At 71.7% G+C, this 14,672-nt stretch carries 19 protein-coding genes and 2 pseudogenes; 9 read left to right on the top strand and 12 right to left on the bottom strand.

Annotation, left to right across the window (positions count from 1 at the left end; genetic code table 11):
- Window positions 1-175: 175 nt before the first annotated feature.
- Window positions 176-789 (top strand): annotated as a pseudogene (locus FDM97_RS12235) (helix-turn-helix domain-containing protein); the annotation flags it as partial.
- Here FDM97_RS12235 and FDM97_RS12230 read toward each other — a convergent pair.
- From FDM97_RS12230 to FDM97_RS12225, 3 genes and pseudogenes are all read right to left on the bottom strand, one after another.
- Window positions 718-1,040: pseudogene (locus FDM97_RS12230) on the bottom strand (transposase family protein); the annotation flags it as partial. The pseudogenes FDM97_RS12235 and FDM97_RS12230 sit on opposite strands and share 72 nt — an antisense overlap.
- Window positions 1,041-1,097: 57 nt before the next feature.
- Window positions 1,098-1,325, bottom strand: coding sequence for a hypothetical protein (locus FDM97_RS35755; RefSeq protein ID WP_175438978.1), 228 nt, complete (start codon window positions 1,323-1,325; stop codon window positions 1,098-1,100).
- On the bottom strand, window positions 1,322-1,591 hold the full coding sequence (locus tag FDM97_RS12225; protein ID WP_137990439.1) for a hypothetical protein: 270 nt from the start codon (window positions 1,589-1,591) through the stop codon (window positions 1,322-1,324). Before FDM97_RS12225 ends, FDM97_RS35755 begins: the two co-directional genes overlap by 4 nt.
- 277 nt (window positions 1,592-1,868) lie before the next feature.
- On the opposite strand from FDM97_RS12225, the gene FDM97_RS12220 reads away from it, so the two are divergent.
- Window positions 1,869-2,075 carry a hypothetical protein gene (locus tag FDM97_RS12220; protein WP_137990438.1) on the top strand — a complete coding sequence of 69 codons (207 nt, stop codon included), beginning with the start codon at window positions 1,869-1,871 and terminating at the stop codon, window positions 2,073-2,075.
- Here the strand turns inward: FDM97_RS12220 and FDM97_RS12215 are convergent.
- The 4 genes from FDM97_RS12215 to FDM97_RS12195 all read right to left on the bottom strand — a co-directional run bounded on the left by FDM97_RS12215 (window position 2,062) and on the right by FDM97_RS12195 (window position 4,184).
- Window positions 2,062-2,610, bottom strand: a complete 549-nt coding sequence (locus tag FDM97_RS12215; RefSeq protein ID WP_137990437.1) for a TetR/AcrR family transcriptional regulator — start codon at window positions 2,608-2,610, stop codon at window positions 2,062-2,064. The two genes, FDM97_RS12220 and FDM97_RS12215, sit on opposite strands and share 14 nt — an antisense overlap.
- Before the next feature lie 25 nt (window positions 2,611-2,635).
- A complete protein-coding gene (locus FDM97_RS12210) occupies window positions 2,636-3,109 on the bottom strand; it encodes a nuclear transport factor 2 family protein (protein WP_137990436.1) in 474 nt (157 codons plus the stop codon).
- Between the two features lie 284 nt (window positions 3,110-3,393).
- Window positions 3,394-3,606: a hypothetical protein gene (locus FDM97_RS12200; RefSeq protein WP_137990434.1), complete on the bottom strand. Its 213-nt coding sequence runs from the start codon at window positions 3,604-3,606 to the stop codon at window positions 3,394-3,396.
- A gap of 263 nt (window positions 3,607-3,869) precedes the next feature.
- Window positions 3,870-4,184 carry a hypothetical protein gene (locus FDM97_RS12195; protein WP_137990433.1) on the bottom strand — a complete coding sequence of 105 codons (315 nt, stop codon included), beginning with the start codon at window positions 4,182-4,184 and terminating at the stop codon, window positions 3,870-3,872.
- A 234-nt stretch (window positions 4,185-4,418) separates the two neighbouring features.
- Between FDM97_RS12195 and FDM97_RS12190 the strand changes: the two genes are divergently transcribed.
- The 4 genes from FDM97_RS12190 (at window position 4,419) to FDM97_RS12175 (ending at window position 7,213) form a co-directional block, all read left to right on the top strand.
- Window positions 4,419-5,111, top strand: coding sequence for a DUF6215 domain-containing protein (locus FDM97_RS12190; protein ID WP_137990432.1), 693 nt, complete (start codon window positions 4,419-4,421; stop codon window positions 5,109-5,111).
- A 94-nt stretch (window positions 5,112-5,205) separates the two neighbouring features.
- Entirely contained in the window at window positions 5,206-6,012 is an 807-nt protein-coding gene (locus FDM97_RS12185; protein ID WP_137990431.1) for a sigma-70 family RNA polymerase sigma factor family protein, read from the top strand.
- 42 nt (window positions 6,013-6,054) lie between these two features.
- The gene (locus FDM97_RS12180) at window positions 6,055-6,462 is read left to right on the top strand and encodes a VOC family protein (protein WP_137990430.1); all 408 of its coding nucleotides are present in this window, start codon (window positions 6,055-6,057) and stop codon (window positions 6,460-6,462) included.
- A gap of 22 nt (window positions 6,463-6,484) precedes the next feature.
- Window positions 6,485-7,213 (top strand): DUF2071 domain-containing protein, encoded by a 729-nt coding sequence (locus FDM97_RS12175; protein WP_137990429.1) that lies wholly within the window; start codon window positions 6,485-6,487, stop codon window positions 7,211-7,213.
- 7 nt (window positions 7,214-7,220) lie between these two features.
- Here the strand turns inward: FDM97_RS12175 and FDM97_RS12170 are convergent, their stop codons facing one another.
- From FDM97_RS12170 to FDM97_RS12155, 4 genes are all read right to left on the bottom strand, one after another.
- Entirely contained in the window at window positions 7,221-8,399 is a 1,179-nt protein-coding gene (locus tag FDM97_RS12170) for a methyltransferase (RefSeq protein WP_175439101.1), read from the bottom strand.
- A gap of 84 nt (window positions 8,400-8,483) precedes the next feature.
- Window positions 8,484-9,059 (bottom strand): histidine phosphatase family protein, encoded by a 576-nt coding sequence (locus FDM97_RS12165; protein WP_137990427.1) that lies wholly within the window; start codon window positions 9,057-9,059, stop codon window positions 8,484-8,486.
- A gap of 93 nt (window positions 9,060-9,152) precedes the next feature.
- On the bottom strand, window positions 9,153-9,602 hold the full coding sequence (locus FDM97_RS12160; protein ID WP_137990426.1) for a GNAT family N-acetyltransferase: 450 nt from the start codon (window positions 9,600-9,602) through the stop codon (window positions 9,153-9,155).
- Window positions 9,603-9,657: 55 nt separating this feature from the next.
- Complete coding sequence (locus tag FDM97_RS12155) at window positions 9,658-11,094, bottom strand: aminotransferase-like domain-containing protein (protein ID WP_137990425.1); 1,437 nt, start codon at window positions 11,092-11,094, stop codon at window positions 9,658-9,660.
- Here FDM97_RS12155 and FDM97_RS12150 point away from each other — a divergent pair.
- Entirely contained in the window at window positions 11,093-12,016 is a 924-nt protein-coding gene (locus tag FDM97_RS12150) for a DMT family transporter (protein ID WP_137990424.1), read from the top strand. The genes FDM97_RS12155 and FDM97_RS12150 overlap by 2 nt on opposite strands.
- An 82-nt stretch (window positions 12,017-12,098) precedes the next feature.
- The gene (locus tag FDM97_RS12145; protein WP_137990423.1) at window positions 12,099-12,293 is read left to right on the top strand and encodes a DUF1918 domain-containing protein; all 195 of its coding nucleotides are present in this window, start codon (window positions 12,099-12,101) and stop codon (window positions 12,291-12,293) included.
- A gap of 40 nt (window positions 12,294-12,333) precedes the next feature.
- Here FDM97_RS12145 and FDM97_RS12140 read toward each other — a convergent pair whose 3' ends face one another.
- Window positions 12,334-13,602 (bottom strand): glycoside hydrolase family 10-like protein, encoded by a 1,269-nt coding sequence (locus tag FDM97_RS12140; protein WP_137990422.1) that lies wholly within the window; start codon window positions 13,600-13,602, stop codon window positions 12,334-12,336.
- 170 nt (window positions 13,603-13,772) lie between these two features.
- Here FDM97_RS12140 and FDM97_RS12135 point away from each other — a divergent pair, with 170 nt between their 5' ends.
- Window positions 13,773-14,633 (top strand): 3-hydroxybutyryl-CoA dehydrogenase, encoded by an 861-nt coding sequence (locus tag FDM97_RS12135; protein ID WP_137990421.1) that lies wholly within the window; start codon window positions 13,773-13,775, stop codon window positions 14,631-14,633.
- Window positions 14,634-14,672: the final 39 nt, after the last annotated feature.

Here is a 14,672-nt window from a genome sequence, read left to right as displayed (position 1 = left end):
GGCTCGTCCCCCACCAACCCCGTTGATGGCGATCCGATTCCCGGCAAGCAGACCCGTCCGCCGCCCCCGCCGAGAGCTGAGACGCCTGCTGTGCACCCGGGTCTGGGACAGGAGACCGAGGCCGTCAAGGGTCGACGAATGGATTGCGACGTCTACACCTGGCCGAAAGGCCCTCGTGCCCCACCGTGATGCACCCCTGACCGAGACCGGCCGACTGCATCTGGCCCGCTGTGTGGTCGAGGACGGCTGGCCCCTGCGCCGGGCCGCCGAACGCTTCCAGGTCTCACCGACCACCGCCCAGCGATGGGCCGACCGCTACCGCGCCCTGGGTGAAGCGGGCATGGGTGACCGCTCCAGCCGTCCCCATCACACGCCGCGCCGGACACCGACCCGGACCGAACGCCGGATCATCAAGGTCCGCCTCCCGCGCCGCTGGGGACCGGCCCGTATCGCCCACCTGCTCGGCCTGGTCCCCTCGACCGTCCACCGCGTCCTGACCCGCTACCGGCTGGCCCGCCTGACCCACCTCGACCGCGCGACCGGGCACGTCATACGCCGCTACGAACGCGAGAAACCCGGCGAGCTCGTGCACGTCGACATCAAGAAGCTGGCAACATCCCCGACGGCGGCGGGCACAAGGCCCTGGGCCGGCAAGCGGGCCGCAAGACCCGCAGGAACGCCGGCTACAGCTACCTGCACACCGCCGTCGACGACCACTCCCGCCTCGCCTACAGCGAGATCCACGAGATCGTCGCTGGCGAGGTGGACCTTCGTGCTCAGACCGCCGCGGGAGCGGCCGAGCGCGTGGTCCTCGGGTTCGGCCCGATCGGGAGCCCCCTTTTCCTGGCTCCGGCGGCGTGGTGGTGGGCCCGGCAGACGGTGGAGTCCACCGATACCGTCCAACCGATGTCGTCCGCACCGTCGGCCGCTGCCAGGAGCGCGGTGAGGATTCGTTCCCAGGTGCCGTCCACGGCCCGCCTGAGCAGCCGTTTGTGAGCGGTCTGGAACGAGCCCAGCTCGTCCGGCAGGTCCCGCCAGGGCGAGCATCACGGAACGACGACGCTCGCGAACCTGATTACCGCGCCCGAGCCTTCTGCTCAGCGCTCCCGCGCGTACGTCACGATCCACGCAACGGCGAGAGTGACCCCGACAACCCCCACACCGAAGATGAAGATACCGAGGGCCGTCCAGATCCCCTTGCCGTCCACCGCCGAGCGCACCCCGCCGGCGAGGCCGCCGACGGCCAGGCAGAGGCCGAGGACGAACGTCCGCGAACTCCGGGGGCGCAGCCAGTGCCACAGGTTCGGGCCTGCGGAGCGCTTCACCGGTACCTCACCTTTCCCAGTTCCGCCGGGGCGTCCACATAGGTCTCGCCCGGCCCCTTCTTCGACGGGGTGTAGTAGAAGTCGATTCCCGTCGCCACCACGGCGACCGGCGCGCCGAATATCTTTCCCCCGAACTTGCCGATCGTATTGATGAACGTGGGGCGATGGCGCTTCCCGCTCACGTCGCTCAGGATCGAACCCTTCTCCAGGCGCTTGCCGGCCTCGCCGGCGGCGTAGGAGGGCGTGCCGCCGATGAAGCCCTGCACCGCGCCGTTGAGGTCTCCGCGCAGGAGCGCCTCACCGCCGCCTATCCAGGAGCGGTAACTGAGGAACTCGGCAATGAGTGGTGTGCATCGTGAAGTTGCTGGTCACGGCTCTGGTGTGAGGGCCGGAAGAGCTACTCGCGCTGGTCGTCGGCCAGTGTCCACGGCGAAGATCGCCTGACACGGCGTTCGGGGGCGTCCTCAGGTTCTGCCGCGCTTGCCGCGGTACCGCTTCTACGATCCGTCACCGGGCAGGTACCGCCGGGAGGGCGGCGTGGGGATGCGGGAGCTGGAGCGGATCACGGCTCGCCGGAGTGAACTGGACACGCTCGCTCCGGAGTTGGCCATGCAGCTGCAGGAGGTCCAGGCAGAGCGAGAGACGCTCGTGATCGCCGGACGGGTCCTGAACCGGCTGGCCGAGCCGGCCTACGAGGAAGGCTCGGGGCCGTCGTCGCCGAACTGCCGGTGTCGGGTCATCGAGCGGTGAGGACGTGCGCCCACGGCTCGTCGATGTCGGCCAGGCCCAGCACGACGGCCACGTTGTCGAGCATCCCGGCACCGAACCAGCGCCGCACGGCTTCGTCGTCGCCCAGCAGCTGCCGCACGGTCTCGACCTGCTTGGCGTAGCAGCGGCGCACCGCGTCCGCCACCAGCGGCTCGCCGGCGGCGCAGTTCGCGTGCATGAGGAAACGCAGGATGTTCGGGTCCGCGACGAGCGCGGCGTAGGCGCCGCGGGCCGCGTCCAACGCGGCCTCGGGCGCCGGCGCGGCGCCACCCGGCGCGGGCGAGTGGGCGACCAGCGTTTCGGTCATGACGACGGATACGTGGTCGACCACTGCCGCGAACAGGGCTTCCTTGTTCGGGTACAGGCGATAGAGATACGGCTGAGAGATGCCGACCCAGTCTGCGATCTCATGCGTCGTCGTCCCGTAGAAGCCCTTTTGCGCGAAGCAACCGATCGCGGCGGCCACGATGGTTCGACGTCGTTCGTCGCTCTTCGTGCTGGTACCGGGGGCAGGCATGGGTATCAGTCAAACATGTCTGCCCTCAGCCTCCAAAAGTCACGCCACGGTCGGCGTCGGACGGCACGTCCTCGGGGGTGAGTGCCTCGATCGCCACCAGCGGGTTCCAGTAGTCCAGGTAGTGGGTGATGCGCGCGTTCTCGTCGGTCCGGACGACGGAGATGCAGGTCTGCTCGTACGGCTTGCCGGTCGGCACCGCAGTGCCCTTCGAGCGGAATTCGGCGATCACGAGGCTCGGGTCGACCGTGTCGTGGAACACCAGGTCGACGAATTCCACGTCGAAGTTCTCGGGGAAGTGCGTCATGTGCGCGACCAGTGCGTCACGCCCCACCACTCGCTTGGGCACGCCGGCCGGCGCGTACGGGAACTCGAGCACCGCGTCCGGGGCGAACAGCTCCACCCACTCGTCGGTGCGTCCTGCGGCAGTGAGGCGCAGGTGCTCGGCCAGGGCGTGCTGGGCAGCGGCGCGGCGGGCGGCGGTGTCTTCCTTGACTGTCACTTTCACTCCTACGTTAGTGGTAGACCTATAACCTACCACGCCGTGAGCCGTTGCGGATAGAGAGCAGAGGTAACGCCAGGTGATCCCGGGGCTCACGTCCAGGATGGCGTCCGGGGAACGCCCTCCGGCGGCGGACGGAGGCCCGGTACCATCGGCGCCCGCCACGCTTCGGCGAAGATCGTCGGCCACCGGGAGACTTCGAGGTTCGTCAGGACCAACAGAGCCCGCACCAGCGCGGTCGCCCACTTCGGGTCGGTACGGACCTTGCAGACAGAGCCCGCCACCTAGGTCCGCCAGCCCCCAGGCACAGAGCGCCTGACAAGCACGTCGACATCCCCCTGGGCGGCGTTGGAGCCCTCCGGGTGCGTGATGACCCCGTCCGGGGCGACTCCGAGGCCGTGGGGCGGATTCTCGTAAATCGCCTCGAGTTCGGACTTGGCCTTCGTCAGCTCGCGGTAGGCGTCCTTGAGCAGATTGATGACGCTCTCGGCCTGCATCACCGCGTCCTGGACCTCCGCCGCCGTCCTTGTGACGAACGGCTTCGTGACGTTGGCATTCTCACCCTTCCAGGCCGCCCCCTCGCATACGCGCCCATGTCCTCGGCGTCCTTGGCGAGTTCCATGAGCTTCTTGATCATGGTGACCCAGTCGTCGATCGCCGAGTCAAGCGGCTTCGTCTTGAGATTGAGACGCTGTTGGAACACCAGCACTGTGCACCTCGCCCAGGTGAGGATGGGGGTGGATGCGCGCACGAGGACAGATCAGATGATCGGGCCCTGCGCCTTCGGCACCGGAGGTTTCGCGTCCTCATCGGGGACGGCGTAGTAATCGGAAATCTTGGACGCGCTGACCTGGGTGGCGACCCACGCGTCATCCTTCCGACCTGCTTCTCCCAGGCCTTCGATGCGGCGGTCAGCGCCTTGCCCACTCGTGCCGGCGGCCTTGGTCGTGGTCTCGGCGTGCTTGCCGTCGGCCTTCAGGTTGTTGTGCAGCCGGTAGGCGAGGTGGCCGATCCTGCCCAGCTCGTCGTCGTAGATGACGAGGTCCCCGTCGGACGATGTCGGGTGCGGATCCATCGCCGCGCACCGTTCAGCCGCATACGGGCAGCGGCCTCCGCCTTGAGACCGGCCCACTCTATTGGCGATCTCTTTTCCCGCCGAAGGCGACAATTCTGGGTGTACATGAATGAGTTGGATATTCTTGTCCGTCACGAGTCCGCGACAGCGGCCCACCCCTGTCTCCTTGTCCGGCCGATGATCACGGGTTACGGTCCCCGGGCACGTATCGGGAGATCACAGCAGGCGGGGGACATGGCCGACGACATCGACACGCTGCCAAGAGGCGCGGGCGCGTGGGGGCAGGCCGTCGCGGCCGTGGTGCTGACAGCGGTACTCGGTGTCGGTCTGTGGACGCTCGGGGAGACGGCGTCCTCGGGCAGTGCCACCCCGCGGCCTGCCACGTGCTCGGGCGCGGAAGCCGAGAAGGCGGCCGGGCGCGTCTCGGGGGCGCAGCTCTGCGAGGCGCTGCACCGGCCCGATCTCGCTGCGCTGCTCGGCACGCCGGGCGAGATCGCGAAGACCGCCGGGGGCGGCGCCGGCACCTTCAGGCCTGTCGGCGGCAAGGAGATCGTCACTCCGTCGGCCGAGGTCGAGTTCGAGACCTACACCGTGACGCTGAAGGCCACCTACGACCGTCTTCCGGTGGCCGGGTCCGCCGCCTATCTGGGGGACGGCGCGCGGCAGCGGACGGTGCTGGGCAGACCGGCGGTCCTGTACTGGGACCGCACCCTCAGCATCAGCTTCCGCCTCGACGGGAGCGACGCCACCAGCGGCCCCGGCGTTCCGGTCTGCGCCCTCAGCGTGGCCCGGGACGCGAAGGACAGCGGCGGCTCCTTCGAGGTCGTCCTGTGGCGCGCGGACGGCGCGGTGCCGGACGACGCGGTGCTGCTCCGCGTCGCCGAGAAGGTGCTGCCGACGATCCCGGGGTGGAACGCCTCCGGGTGACGGCCCTGGCACCCCGCGCCTCTGTCACATCGCCGCCGCCGGGCGCGTCATCGCTTCGACGCATACGACCCATACGGCGAGGAGTGATGAGGCCATGCACGAGCACGCTTTTCCGGCCCGGCAGTTCGACGTCTACCACGAGCGGCTGCTGGCCGTCGCCCGTCGGATGCTCGGCTCGTCGGCGGAGGCCGAGGAGGCGCTGGTTGAGGCGCGGGGCCGGCTCGGGGGGATCGAGGCCTGGCTGTCGGTGGTGGTCGGGCGCGTGTGCGTGGAGAGACTCCGAGCGAGGGCGGGGTCGGGGGCGGGGTCGGGGGCGGCGAGCGGATATGCGGGGGCTTCGGGCGGAGCCGTGGACTCCGTGTCGCTCGCGTTGTTCGCCGTCCTGGAGTCCCTCCGCCCCGACGAGCGGCTCGCCTATGTGCTGCACGACCTGTTCGCCCTGCCCCTGCCCGAGGTCGCCCGGCTCACCTGCCGTACGACGGAGGAGGCGGCGGACCTCGCCCGCCGGGCCCGGCGGCGCGTGCGGGGCGGCGGGGCGGCGGGGGCCGCGGACGACCCGTGGCGTCAGCGGGCGGTCGTGGAGACGTTCCTCGCCGCCGCCCGCACGGGCGACGCCCACGCCCTGGCCGCCGTCCTGGACCCGGAGGTCGTGGCCTACTCCGAGCGCGGTCCGGTCCGCGGGGCGGGCGCGGTGGCCGAGGGCGCGGCGGCGTTCTCGCGGACGGCGCCGGTGGCGCGGCCCGCACTGGTGGACGGGGCGATCGGGGCCGTGGCCTTCGCCGGAGGTCGGCCGGTCTCGGCGGTGGTGTTCACCATCCGCCACGACCGGATCGTCGCCCTCGACATCACGACGGACCCGAAGCGGCTGCGCGCTCTCGCCCTGGCGTTCCCGGAGGGGTGAGCCAGGCGCCGGGCCTCGCAGACGTCCGGCTACGCTCGACGAGTGATCGTCAACGCACAGACCCACATACGGCTCGCGCGGCCCTCGCGTGACCTCGCCGCCGCCGAGCGCTTCTACGTCGAGGGCCTCGGCCTGGACGTGCTCTGGAAGACCACGGAGCGCGTGTCCGGCAAGCACGACCTGGTGATGGTCGGTCCGGCGGACGGCGGCTGGCACTTCGAGCTCACCCACGACCCCGAGAACCCGCTGGAGCCTTCCCCGACGGTCGACGACCTGTTCGTCGTCTATCTGGGCGCCCCGGTCGAGGAGTCCCAGGTGGACCGACTGCTGGCGGCGGGCGGGACGCGGGTGCCGGCGCACAACCCGTACTGGGACGCGTTCGGTGTCACCGTCGCGGACCCGGACGGGTACCGGATCGTCCTCTGCTCGCGGAGCTGGGGAAGCGCGTGAACGGCCGCGAGGAGAGGACCCCATGAGACCACCCCGGCTGGCGAGCGTCATCGAGCGGCGGCTCCTCGTCAACTACCGCGTCGAGCCCGGGGTGGCCGCCCGGCTCCTCCCCGGCGGTCTGCGCCCGCAGCTGGTCCGCGGGCACGCCGTCGCCGGTATCTGTCTGCTGCGCCTCGGCCAGGTGCGGCCCGCGTGGGCCCCGGCCGTGGCGGGTCTGCGCAGCGAGAACGCGGCGCACCGGATCGCCGTCGAGTGGGACGGTCCCGGCGGGGTCGAGACCGGGGTCTACATCCCGCGCCGTGACACCGCGTCCCGTATCAACCGCTGGGCCGGGGGCCGGGTCTTCCCCGGCGAGCACGGACACGCGGACTTCGACGTACGGGAGACGGCCGACACCGTGCGCGTGGCTTTCGCGACCCGCGACGGGCGGACGCGGGTCGACGTGACCGCCGAGATCACCCGCAGTCTGGAGGGCAGTGAGCTGTTCGCCGACCTCGACGAGGCGTCGGCGTTCTTCCGCGGCGGCAGCAAGGGGTACTCGGAGACCGGCGCGGGCTCCCACCTGGACGGGATGCAGTTGCACACGGACGCCTGGCGGATCGAGGCGGGCCGGGTGGCCTCGGCCCGTTCCAGCTTCTTCGACGACCCGGACCGCTTCCCTCCGGGGAGCGCGGAGCTCGATTCGGTCCTGGTCATGCGCGACGTGCCCGTGCAGTGGCGGCCGCTGCCCGCGATGAGCACGGCCTGCTGATCCGTGGTCAGCCGCCCTTCGGGCCACCCTGCTTGACGGCCCGCAGGACCACGAACTTCGGGTCGCTCGCGACCAGTTCGCAGGAGCCGAAGATCCGGCGCAGTGTGACGTGGTAGCCGAGGTGGCGGTTGCCCACGACCCACAGTTCGCCGCCCGGCCGCAGCGCCCGGCACGCGTCCGTGAACATCCTGCGGGCGGTGCGGTCGGTGGTGGCCTGGTGGCTGTGGAACGGAGGGTTGTTGAGGACGAGGTCCACCGAGGCGTCCGGCAGGTCCGCCGTGCCGTCGCCGACCAGGAACTCGGCCTTGCGGCCCTCCTCGGCGTGGGCGTGGAAGTTCTCCTCGGCCGAGGCGACGGCCTGGTACGACTCGTCGGCGAAGACGAGTTCGGCCTCGGGCTCGGCGAGCGCGACGGCCAGGCCGACCACGCCGTTTCCGCAGCCCAGGTCCACGACCCGGGCGCGGCCGAGGTCCTTCGGCAGGTGCTGGAGGAAGAAGCGGGTGCCGATGTCGAGGCGGTCGGCGCAGAAGATCCCGGCCTGGTTGACGACGGTCCGCCCGGCCACGGTCGCGGTGTCGGCGGGGAGCTCGTACCGGTACGGCCACGGGTTGGACCCCCGCGCCAGGGCCGGGTCGGGGGTGCAGAAGATCAGCCGGGCCTTCTTCACGGCGAGCGAGGTACGGGTGGGGCCGAGGATCCTCTCGAAGAGCCGGAGCGTGGAGGTGTGGATCTCCTTGACCATGCCGGTCCCGACGACCACGGTCCCCGCGTGCAGGGCGGGAGCCAGGCGGTGCAGCTGGTCCTCCAGGAGCGAGAGGCTCTTGGGGACGCGGACGAGCAGCACGTCGATCCGCTCGGGCGGGGCGTCCTGGGTGGTGAGCAGCCGGACGGCGTCCGGGTCGGCCCCGGAGCGGGCCAGGTTCTCCACGCTCGCCCGGCGGCCGAGGTAGGAGTCGGAGATCTGCGTGAGCTCCCGGGGGGCGGGCCGCCGGGCGGCGAGCGCGGTGGTGAGGGCGCCCCAGCGGTCGCCGACGACGGCGACGGCGCCGGACAGGTCGGTGTCCGTCTCGGCCAGGTGCCGCAGCAGGTACTCGTCGGACGCGTCCCAGGCTCGGAGGGCGTCGCGCGGGTCCTCGGGGAATCGGGTGAGCGAGTACTCGCCCCATGACGTGGTCAAACGGTTCATCGTGCTCTCAGGCTAGCCGGTCGGCGAGGCCCGCCCGGCCGCGCCGTGGCGGCGATCTCGCTCGGGCCGGGATCGCGGACGCTCCTAGCCGACCGCCGCCTGGAGGTGGAGGTGCCACAGGCCCGGGCGGCCGGTGAGGGTGACGGTGGACAGGGGGCGCACGTCCACGTTCCAGTACGTGGCGGGCGGCGCCTTCAGGGCGTACACCAGGGCCGCGCGTACGACGGCGGGTTCGGCGACGGCGACGATGGCGCCGTCGTCGGCGGGCCGGGTGTCGAGCCAGCCCCCTATGCGCGAGATGAAGGCGAGGAGGGTCTCGCCGCCGTGCGGGGCGGTCCGCGGGTCGGCCAGCCAGGCGTCGACGGCGGCCGGTTCGACGGCGGCGACCTCGGCGAGGGTCAGTCCGCGCCAGCGGCCCATGTCGCAGTCGCGCAGGGCCGGCTGGGCGAGCGGGGCGTAGCCGAGCGCCGCGCCGGTGGCGCGGCTGCGGGGCGTCGGGGAGCAGTAGCGCAGCTCGGCCGCGCCGAGCGGTACCAGTGAGTGCGCGGCGAGCTGCACCTCGTACCAGCCGGCCTCGTCCAGCGGCCGGTCGTCGTCGAACCGCTCGGCGAGCAGGGAGGAGCTGCGCGCCGCCGCGACGAGCGTGACCCGAACACCCATGGCCGCGATCGTGAGGCCGAAAGGCCGGCAGGTCAAGAGGGCATATGCGCTGCTCCGACGGGGACCGGCGACGAGCGTGCGCGGCTCGGCCGGTCAGTGGAGCCCGAGAGCCATCCACTTGTCCGGGTTCCGCAGGGCCTCAAAGCCGACCTTCTCGTACACACCGTGCGCGTCGTCGGTGGCGAGAAGGATGCGGCGCAGACCGTACGGCTCCATGTGGTCCCGTACGGCGGTCACGAGCGCCGTGCCGAGCCCGGTGCCACGGGCCGGCCGGTCGACGTAGACGTCGCAGAGCCAGGCGAAGTCGGCGTGGTCGGTGACGACGCGGGCGTAGGCGGCGATCTCCCCCGTCTCGCGGTGGTACGCGGCGAAGTTGAGGGAGCCGTCGATGGCCCGGTCCTGCTTGTCGCGCGGGCGGCCGAGCGCCCAGTAGGCGTCGGTGGAGAGCCAGTGGTGGACGCGGGCCCGGTCGATGCGGTCCGGGTCGGTGGAGATCTCGTACGCGCCGTGCGTGAGGAGGGGCGCGGTGTTCGTGTCGCTCATGACGGGCAGGCTTCCAGGCCCCCGCGACGCTTGTCAGTTCAATTTGCGGGCCGTCTCAGGGGATGAGCTCGTCGACGGCCGTCCGCAGCCTCCGTACGCCCTCCGCGATCTCGGTGGGGCCGGCCACGCCCGCGAAGCTGAGCCGGATGTGGCCGGCGGGCGGTTCGGCGCAGAAGTAGGGGCGGCCGGGGGCGACGGCGACTCCGGCGCGCAGGGCGCCCGCGACGAGCGCCGCCTCCGGGATGCCGTCGGGGAGCCGGAGCCAGAGCTGGTAGCCCCCGGAGGGGATGTGGGGCAGGGCCAGTTCGGGGAGGTGGAGGGCGAGGGCGCCGGTCATGACGTCGCGGCGGTTCTTCAGCTCCTGGGAGACGACGCGCAGGTGGCGGCTCCAGGCGGGCGAGCCGACGAGCTCCAGGGCGGCCTCCTGGAGCGGGCGGGCGACGAAGAAGCTGTCGACGACCTGGATGGCGCGCAGCCGTTCCAGGACGGGTCCGCGGGCGGCCAGGGCGCCGACGCGCAGGCTCGCGGACGTCGGCTTGGTCAGGGAGCAGACGTGGACGACGACGCCGTCCGGGTCCTCGGCGGCCAGCGGGGCGGGGAGCGGGCCGGCGTCCTCGTGGACGAGCCGGCGGGCGAAGTCGTCCTCCACCACGAAGGCGCCGGCGGCGCGGGCGATCCGGACGACCGCGGCGCGCCGCTCGGTGCCGAGCACGGCGCCGGTCGGGTTCTGGAAGAGCGGCTGGCAGACGAAGACCCGGGCTCCGGTGGCCCGGAAGGCGGCTTCGAGGAGGTCGGGGCGGACTCCGTCGGAGTCGGCCGGGACGGGGACGGGCCGCAGGCCCGCGGCGCGGGCGACGGCGAGCATGCCCGGGTAGGTGGGCGACTCGACGAGGACGGGGGTGCCGGGCGGGGCGAGGGCGCGCAGGGCGGTGGTGATCGCGGACTGGCCGCCCGCGGTGATGAGGACCTCGGCGGCGGTGGCGGCGCCGCCGATCTCGCGGGCGAACCACTCGCGCAGTTCGGGCAGGCCGTCGGTGGGCGGCCGGCCCCAGGCGCCGGGGCGGCGGCCGGCGCGGGCCAGGGCGGCGGCCATCGCGCGTTCGGGCTGGAGCGAGGGGTGCAGATAGCCGCCGTTGAACTCGACGACGCCGGGCGGTGGCGCCGACAGGGTCACGAGGACCCCGGAGGCGTCGACAGACCGCGGGACCAGCTCGGTGGCGGTGTCCGCGCTCAGGGTCACCTCCTGCCAGGAGGTGTCCCCCACGGCCGGTGTGGGCGTACGGGGCTCGGCCCGGTACGCCCCGGCGCCGGGCCGGGTGACGACGAGGCCTTCGGCGGCGAGCTGGGCGAGCGCCCGGGTCACGGTCACCGGGGAGACGCGGTAGCGCTCGACGAGGGCGCGACTCGACGGCAGCTTTCCTCCTGGTGAGTAGCGGTTGAGTTCCGCCCTCAGACAGTTCGCCAGTTCGCCCACACTGCTACGCTCGTGCATGACAGCACAGGATAGCGCTACTCCCGTCACGACGATAGCGGTCACCGGCACCTCCGCCATCTCCCCGCAGACCCGGGGCACGCTCCTCGCCGCGCTGGGCGTGGTCTCGTTCTCGCTCACCTTCCCCTCCACCGCCTGGGGCCTGGAGAGCTTCGGCCCGTGGTCCCTGGTCGCCGTGCGCTCGACGCTCGCCGCGCTCATCGCGGGAGCGTTCCTGCTCGCCCTGCGGGTGCCGCTGCCCGAGCGCCGCCACTGGGCCGGTCTCGCGGTCGTCGCCGGCGGTGTCGTGGTGGGCTTCCCGCTCCTGACGACCCTCGCCCTGCAGACCTCCACGACCTCCCACGCCGCCGTGGTCGTCGGCCTGCTCCCGCTCACCACGGCGACCTTCGCCGCCGTCCGCACCGGCCGCCGCCCCTCCCGTACGTTCTGGATCGCGGCCGTCTCGGGAGCGGTGGTCGTCATCGCCTTCACGCTCCAGCAGAGCGGCGGCGCCCTGTCCACCGGCGACCTGTACCTCTTCGGCGCGCTCCTCGTCTGTGCGGCCGGATACACCGAGGGCGGCCGGCTGGCCCGGCTCATGCCGGGCTGGCACGTCATCGGCTGGGCGCTGATCCTCTGCCTGCCGCTGATGGTCGCCGGCTCGGCCGTCGCCCTCTCCTTCGAACCCGTCCGGCTGAACGTCCACGGCGTCGTCGGACTGCTCTGGGTAGCGGCCGGTTCCACCTTCTTCGGCCTGTACGTCTGGTACCGGGGCATGGCGGCCATCGGCATCCCCAAGGCGAGCCAGCTGCAGCTCGCCCAGCCCCTGCTGACCCTGGTCTGGTCGGTGACACTGCTCGGCGAGTCCCTGTCGCCCGCCGCGCCGCTCGCCGCCGTCGCCGTGCTCGTCTGCATCGCGGCGACCCAGCGCGCGAGGAGCTGACAGGACAGCGGGGGTGATGCGGGTCACAATGGCGGACGTAGACTCCGAAGTAGGACAAGCACGGCCGCGAGGAGGTCACCCGATGCAAGCGAGCGTGGGCGACAAACTGCTGGTGCACGGCCGGACCGTAGGTCAGCACGACCGTACGGCCGAGGTCCTTCAGGTGCTGGGGGAGAACGGCAATCCCCCGTACCGTGTCAAGTTCGACGACGACGGTCACGAGGCCCTGATGTCACCGGGCCCCGACACCGTCGTGCGTCACCACGAGAAGTCGTGACCCGACAGCACGCGAACCGGGACGGGGTGAGCCGAGCCGCCTAGCGCGGTGGACGGACCGCGGTCGGGTAGTGATCGGCCACGACGGCCGCCATCGCCCCGATCCGGTCCGACGCGACCTCCCGCGCCGAGAAGAAGCAGTGCCCTTCGACCGTCGGGTACCGCCGGGCGAGTGCCAGATGGCGCGAGAGCTCCTTCGGGTCCTGCCACGCGGCGGGCTGGGCGGAGTCGCCGCACTTGTAGAGCGCCTCGCCGACGTAGAGGGCGGTGCCGGTGTCCCGTACCACCGCGTCCCACCAGGGCAACAGCTTGGCGTAGTCGACGGCCTCGAAGCCGATGTTCCAGTACAGCTGCGGGATCACGTAGTCGATCCAACCCTCCCTGATCCATTTCCTGGTGTCCGCGTAGAGATCGTCGTACGTCTGCGCGCCCGCCGAGGTGTCCGAGCCCTCGGGGTCGGTGGCCGCGTTGCGCCAGACGCCGAAGGGGCTGATCCCGAAGTCCAGGTGCCGGTCGATCTCCTTGATCCGGTCGGCCGTCTCGGAGACCAGGAGGTCGATGTTGGCGCGCCGCCAGGACGCCCGGTCCGGGAAGTCCCCGCCGTACCGCGCGTACGCCTCGTCATCGGCGAACGCCTCCCCGGCCACCGGGTACGGGTAGAAGTAGTCGTCCCAGTGCACGGCGTCGATGGCGTAGCGGTGGACGGCGTCGAGCATCGTGTCCTGGACGAAGCGGCGGACCTCGGGCAGGCCGGGGTTGTAGTAGAGCTTCCCGCCGTACGGGACGATCCACTCCGGGTGGCGCCGGGCCGGGTGGTCCGCGGACAGCAGGGCCGGATCGGTGTGAGGGGCCACGCGGTACGGGTTGAACCAGGCGTGCAGTTCGAGGCCCCGCGCGTGGGCCTCCTCGACGGCCGTCCCCAGCGGGTCCCAGCCGGGATCGCGGCCCTGCACCCCGGTGAGGTACTGCGACCACGGCTCGTACGGCGAGGGCCACAGGGCGTCGGCGGTCGGCCGGACCTGCAGCACCACCGTGTTCAGCCGGCGCTCGACGGCCGTGTCGAGGTGGGCGAGGAGTTCTGTCCGCTGCTGCTCGGCGGTGAGCCCGGGCCGGGAGGGCCAGTCGCGGTTGGCGACCGTCGCCAGCCACGTGCCGCGGAACTCACGGGCCGGCCGCCGATTCCCGCGTCCGGCACTCGCGGCACTCGCGGCAGTCGTCGCGCCCGCGGCGCCCGCACCGCCTGCTCCGGTCGTGGCGAATGCCACCAGCGCCGTGCCCGCCACGAACCCTCTTCTGCCGATCAGCCCCATATGTCACCCCTGTCGTGTCGGACACGTCACACCCGTTCACGCAGAGCATGCCCGTCCGCCCGATCGATCATCGGTAGATCCGGAGTAACGTCGTGGGGTCGAGGCGGACGCACCGGAATCACACGGGCCCGCCGCCAGAGAAGAGCGAAAGGCACGAGGTGACGGACTCCATGGCCGACATTGAGCGCGTCGGAGTGGTGGGCTGCGGCCAGATGGGCGCGGGCATCGCGGAGGTGTGTGCCCGCAGCGGTCTTGAGGTGAAGGTCGCCGAGACCACCGGCGAGGCGCTGGAGATCGGCCGCACGCGGCTCTACAACTCGCTCGCGAAGGCCGCCGAACGCGGCAAGATCAGCGAGGAGGAGCGCGACGCCACGCTGGCGCGGCTCAGCTTCACCACCGACCTTGGCGAGTTCGCCGACCGCGACCTCGTGATCGAGGCCGTCGTGGAGAACGAGCAGATCAAGACCGAGATCTTCCAGGTGCTCGACCAGGTGATGACCCGGCCGGACGCCATCCTGGCCTCGAACACCTCCTCCATCCCGCTGGTGAAGCTGGCCGTGGCGACCTCGCGTCCCGACTCGGTCATCGGCATCCACTTCTTCAACCCGGCCCCGGTGCAGAAGCTCGTCGAGCTGATCCCGGCCCTCACCACCTCCGAGGGCACGATCAGCCGGGCGCAGGCCTTCGCGGAGAAGGTGCTGGGCAAGCACGCGATCCGCGCCCAGGACCGGTCGGGCTTCGTCGTCAACGCGCTGCTGGTCCCGTACCTGCTCTCCGCCATCCGGATGTTCGAGTCGGGCATCGCGAGCCGCGAGGACATCGACAACGGCATGGAGTTCGGCTGCGCCCACCCGATGGGCCCGCTGAAGCTCGCCGACCTGATCGGCCTGGACACGATCGCCTCGATCGCGGACTCGATGTACGCCGAGTACAAGGAGCCGCTGTACGCCGCTCCCCCGCTGCTCCAGCGGATGGTGGACGCGGGCCGGCTCGGCCGTAAGACCAGCTCGGGCTTCTACCCGTACTCCTGACGCTCTGCGAGCGTTCTCCCCGCGCTGCCGCGCACCGTT

Origin of the sequence: Streptomyces vilmorinianum (assembly GCF_005517195.1) — a bacterium.
GTDB lineage: Bacteria > Actinomycetota > Actinomycetes > Streptomycetales > Streptomycetaceae > Streptomyces > Streptomyces vilmorinianum.
This window is presented reverse-complemented; position numbering and strand designations above follow the sequence as displayed.

Bases quoted from the DNA above. Each gene is read 5' to 3' on its own strand.
- FDM97_RS12200 (WP_137990434.1), bottom strand. From the start codon at position 3,606: ATGCAGGCCGAGAGCGTCATCAATCTGCTCAAGGACGCCTACCGCGAG.
- FDM97_RS12160 (WP_137990426.1), bottom strand. From the start codon at position 9,602: ATGAGCGACACGAACACCGCGCCCCTCCTCACGCACGGCGCGTACGAG.
- FDM97_RS12135 (WP_137990421.1), top strand. From the start codon at position 13,773: ATGGCCGACATTGAGCGCGTCGGAGTGGTGGGCTGCGGCCAGATGGGC.
- FDM97_RS12190 (WP_137990432.1), top strand. From the start codon at position 4,419: ATGGCCGACGACATCGACACGCTGCCAAGAGGCGCGGGCGCGTGGGGG.
- FDM97_RS12145 (WP_137990423.1), top strand. From the start codon at position 12,099: ATGCAAGCGAGCGTGGGCGACAAACTGCTGGTGCACGGCCGGACCGTA.
- FDM97_RS12175 (WP_137990429.1), top strand. From the start codon at position 6,485: ATGAGACCACCCCGGCTGGCGAGCGTCATCGAGCGGCGGCTCCTCGTC.
- FDM97_RS12195 (WP_137990433.1), bottom strand. From the start codon at position 4,184: ATGGATCCGCACCCGACATCGTCCGACGGGGACCTCGTCATCTACGAC.
- FDM97_RS12150 (WP_137990424.1), top strand. From the start codon at position 11,093: ATGACAGCACAGGATAGCGCTACTCCCGTCACGACGATAGCGGTCACC.
- FDM97_RS12165 (WP_137990427.1), bottom strand. From the start codon at position 9,059: ATGGGTGTTCGGGTCACGCTCGTCGCGGCGGCGCGCAGCTCCTCCCTG.
- FDM97_RS12170 (WP_175439101.1), bottom strand. From the start codon at position 8,399: ATGAACCGTTTGACCACGTCATGGGGCGAGTACTCGCTCACCCGATTC.
- FDM97_RS12155 (WP_137990425.1), bottom strand. From the start codon at position 11,094: ATGCACGAGCGTAGCAGTGTGGGCGAACTGGCGAACTGTCTGAGGGCG.
- FDM97_RS12185 (WP_137990431.1), top strand. From the start codon at position 5,206: ATGCACGAGCACGCTTTTCCGGCCCGGCAGTTCGACGTCTACCACGAG.
- FDM97_RS12140 (WP_137990422.1), bottom strand. From the start codon at position 13,602: ATGGGGCTGATCGGCAGAAGAGGGTTCGTGGCGGGCACGGCGCTGGTG.
- FDM97_RS12220 (WP_137990438.1), top strand. From the start codon at position 1,869: ATGCGGGAGCTGGAGCGGATCACGGCTCGCCGGAGTGAACTGGACACG.
- FDM97_RS12215 (WP_137990437.1), bottom strand. From the start codon at position 2,610: ATGCCTGCCCCCGGTACCAGCACGAAGAGCGACGAACGACGTCGAACC.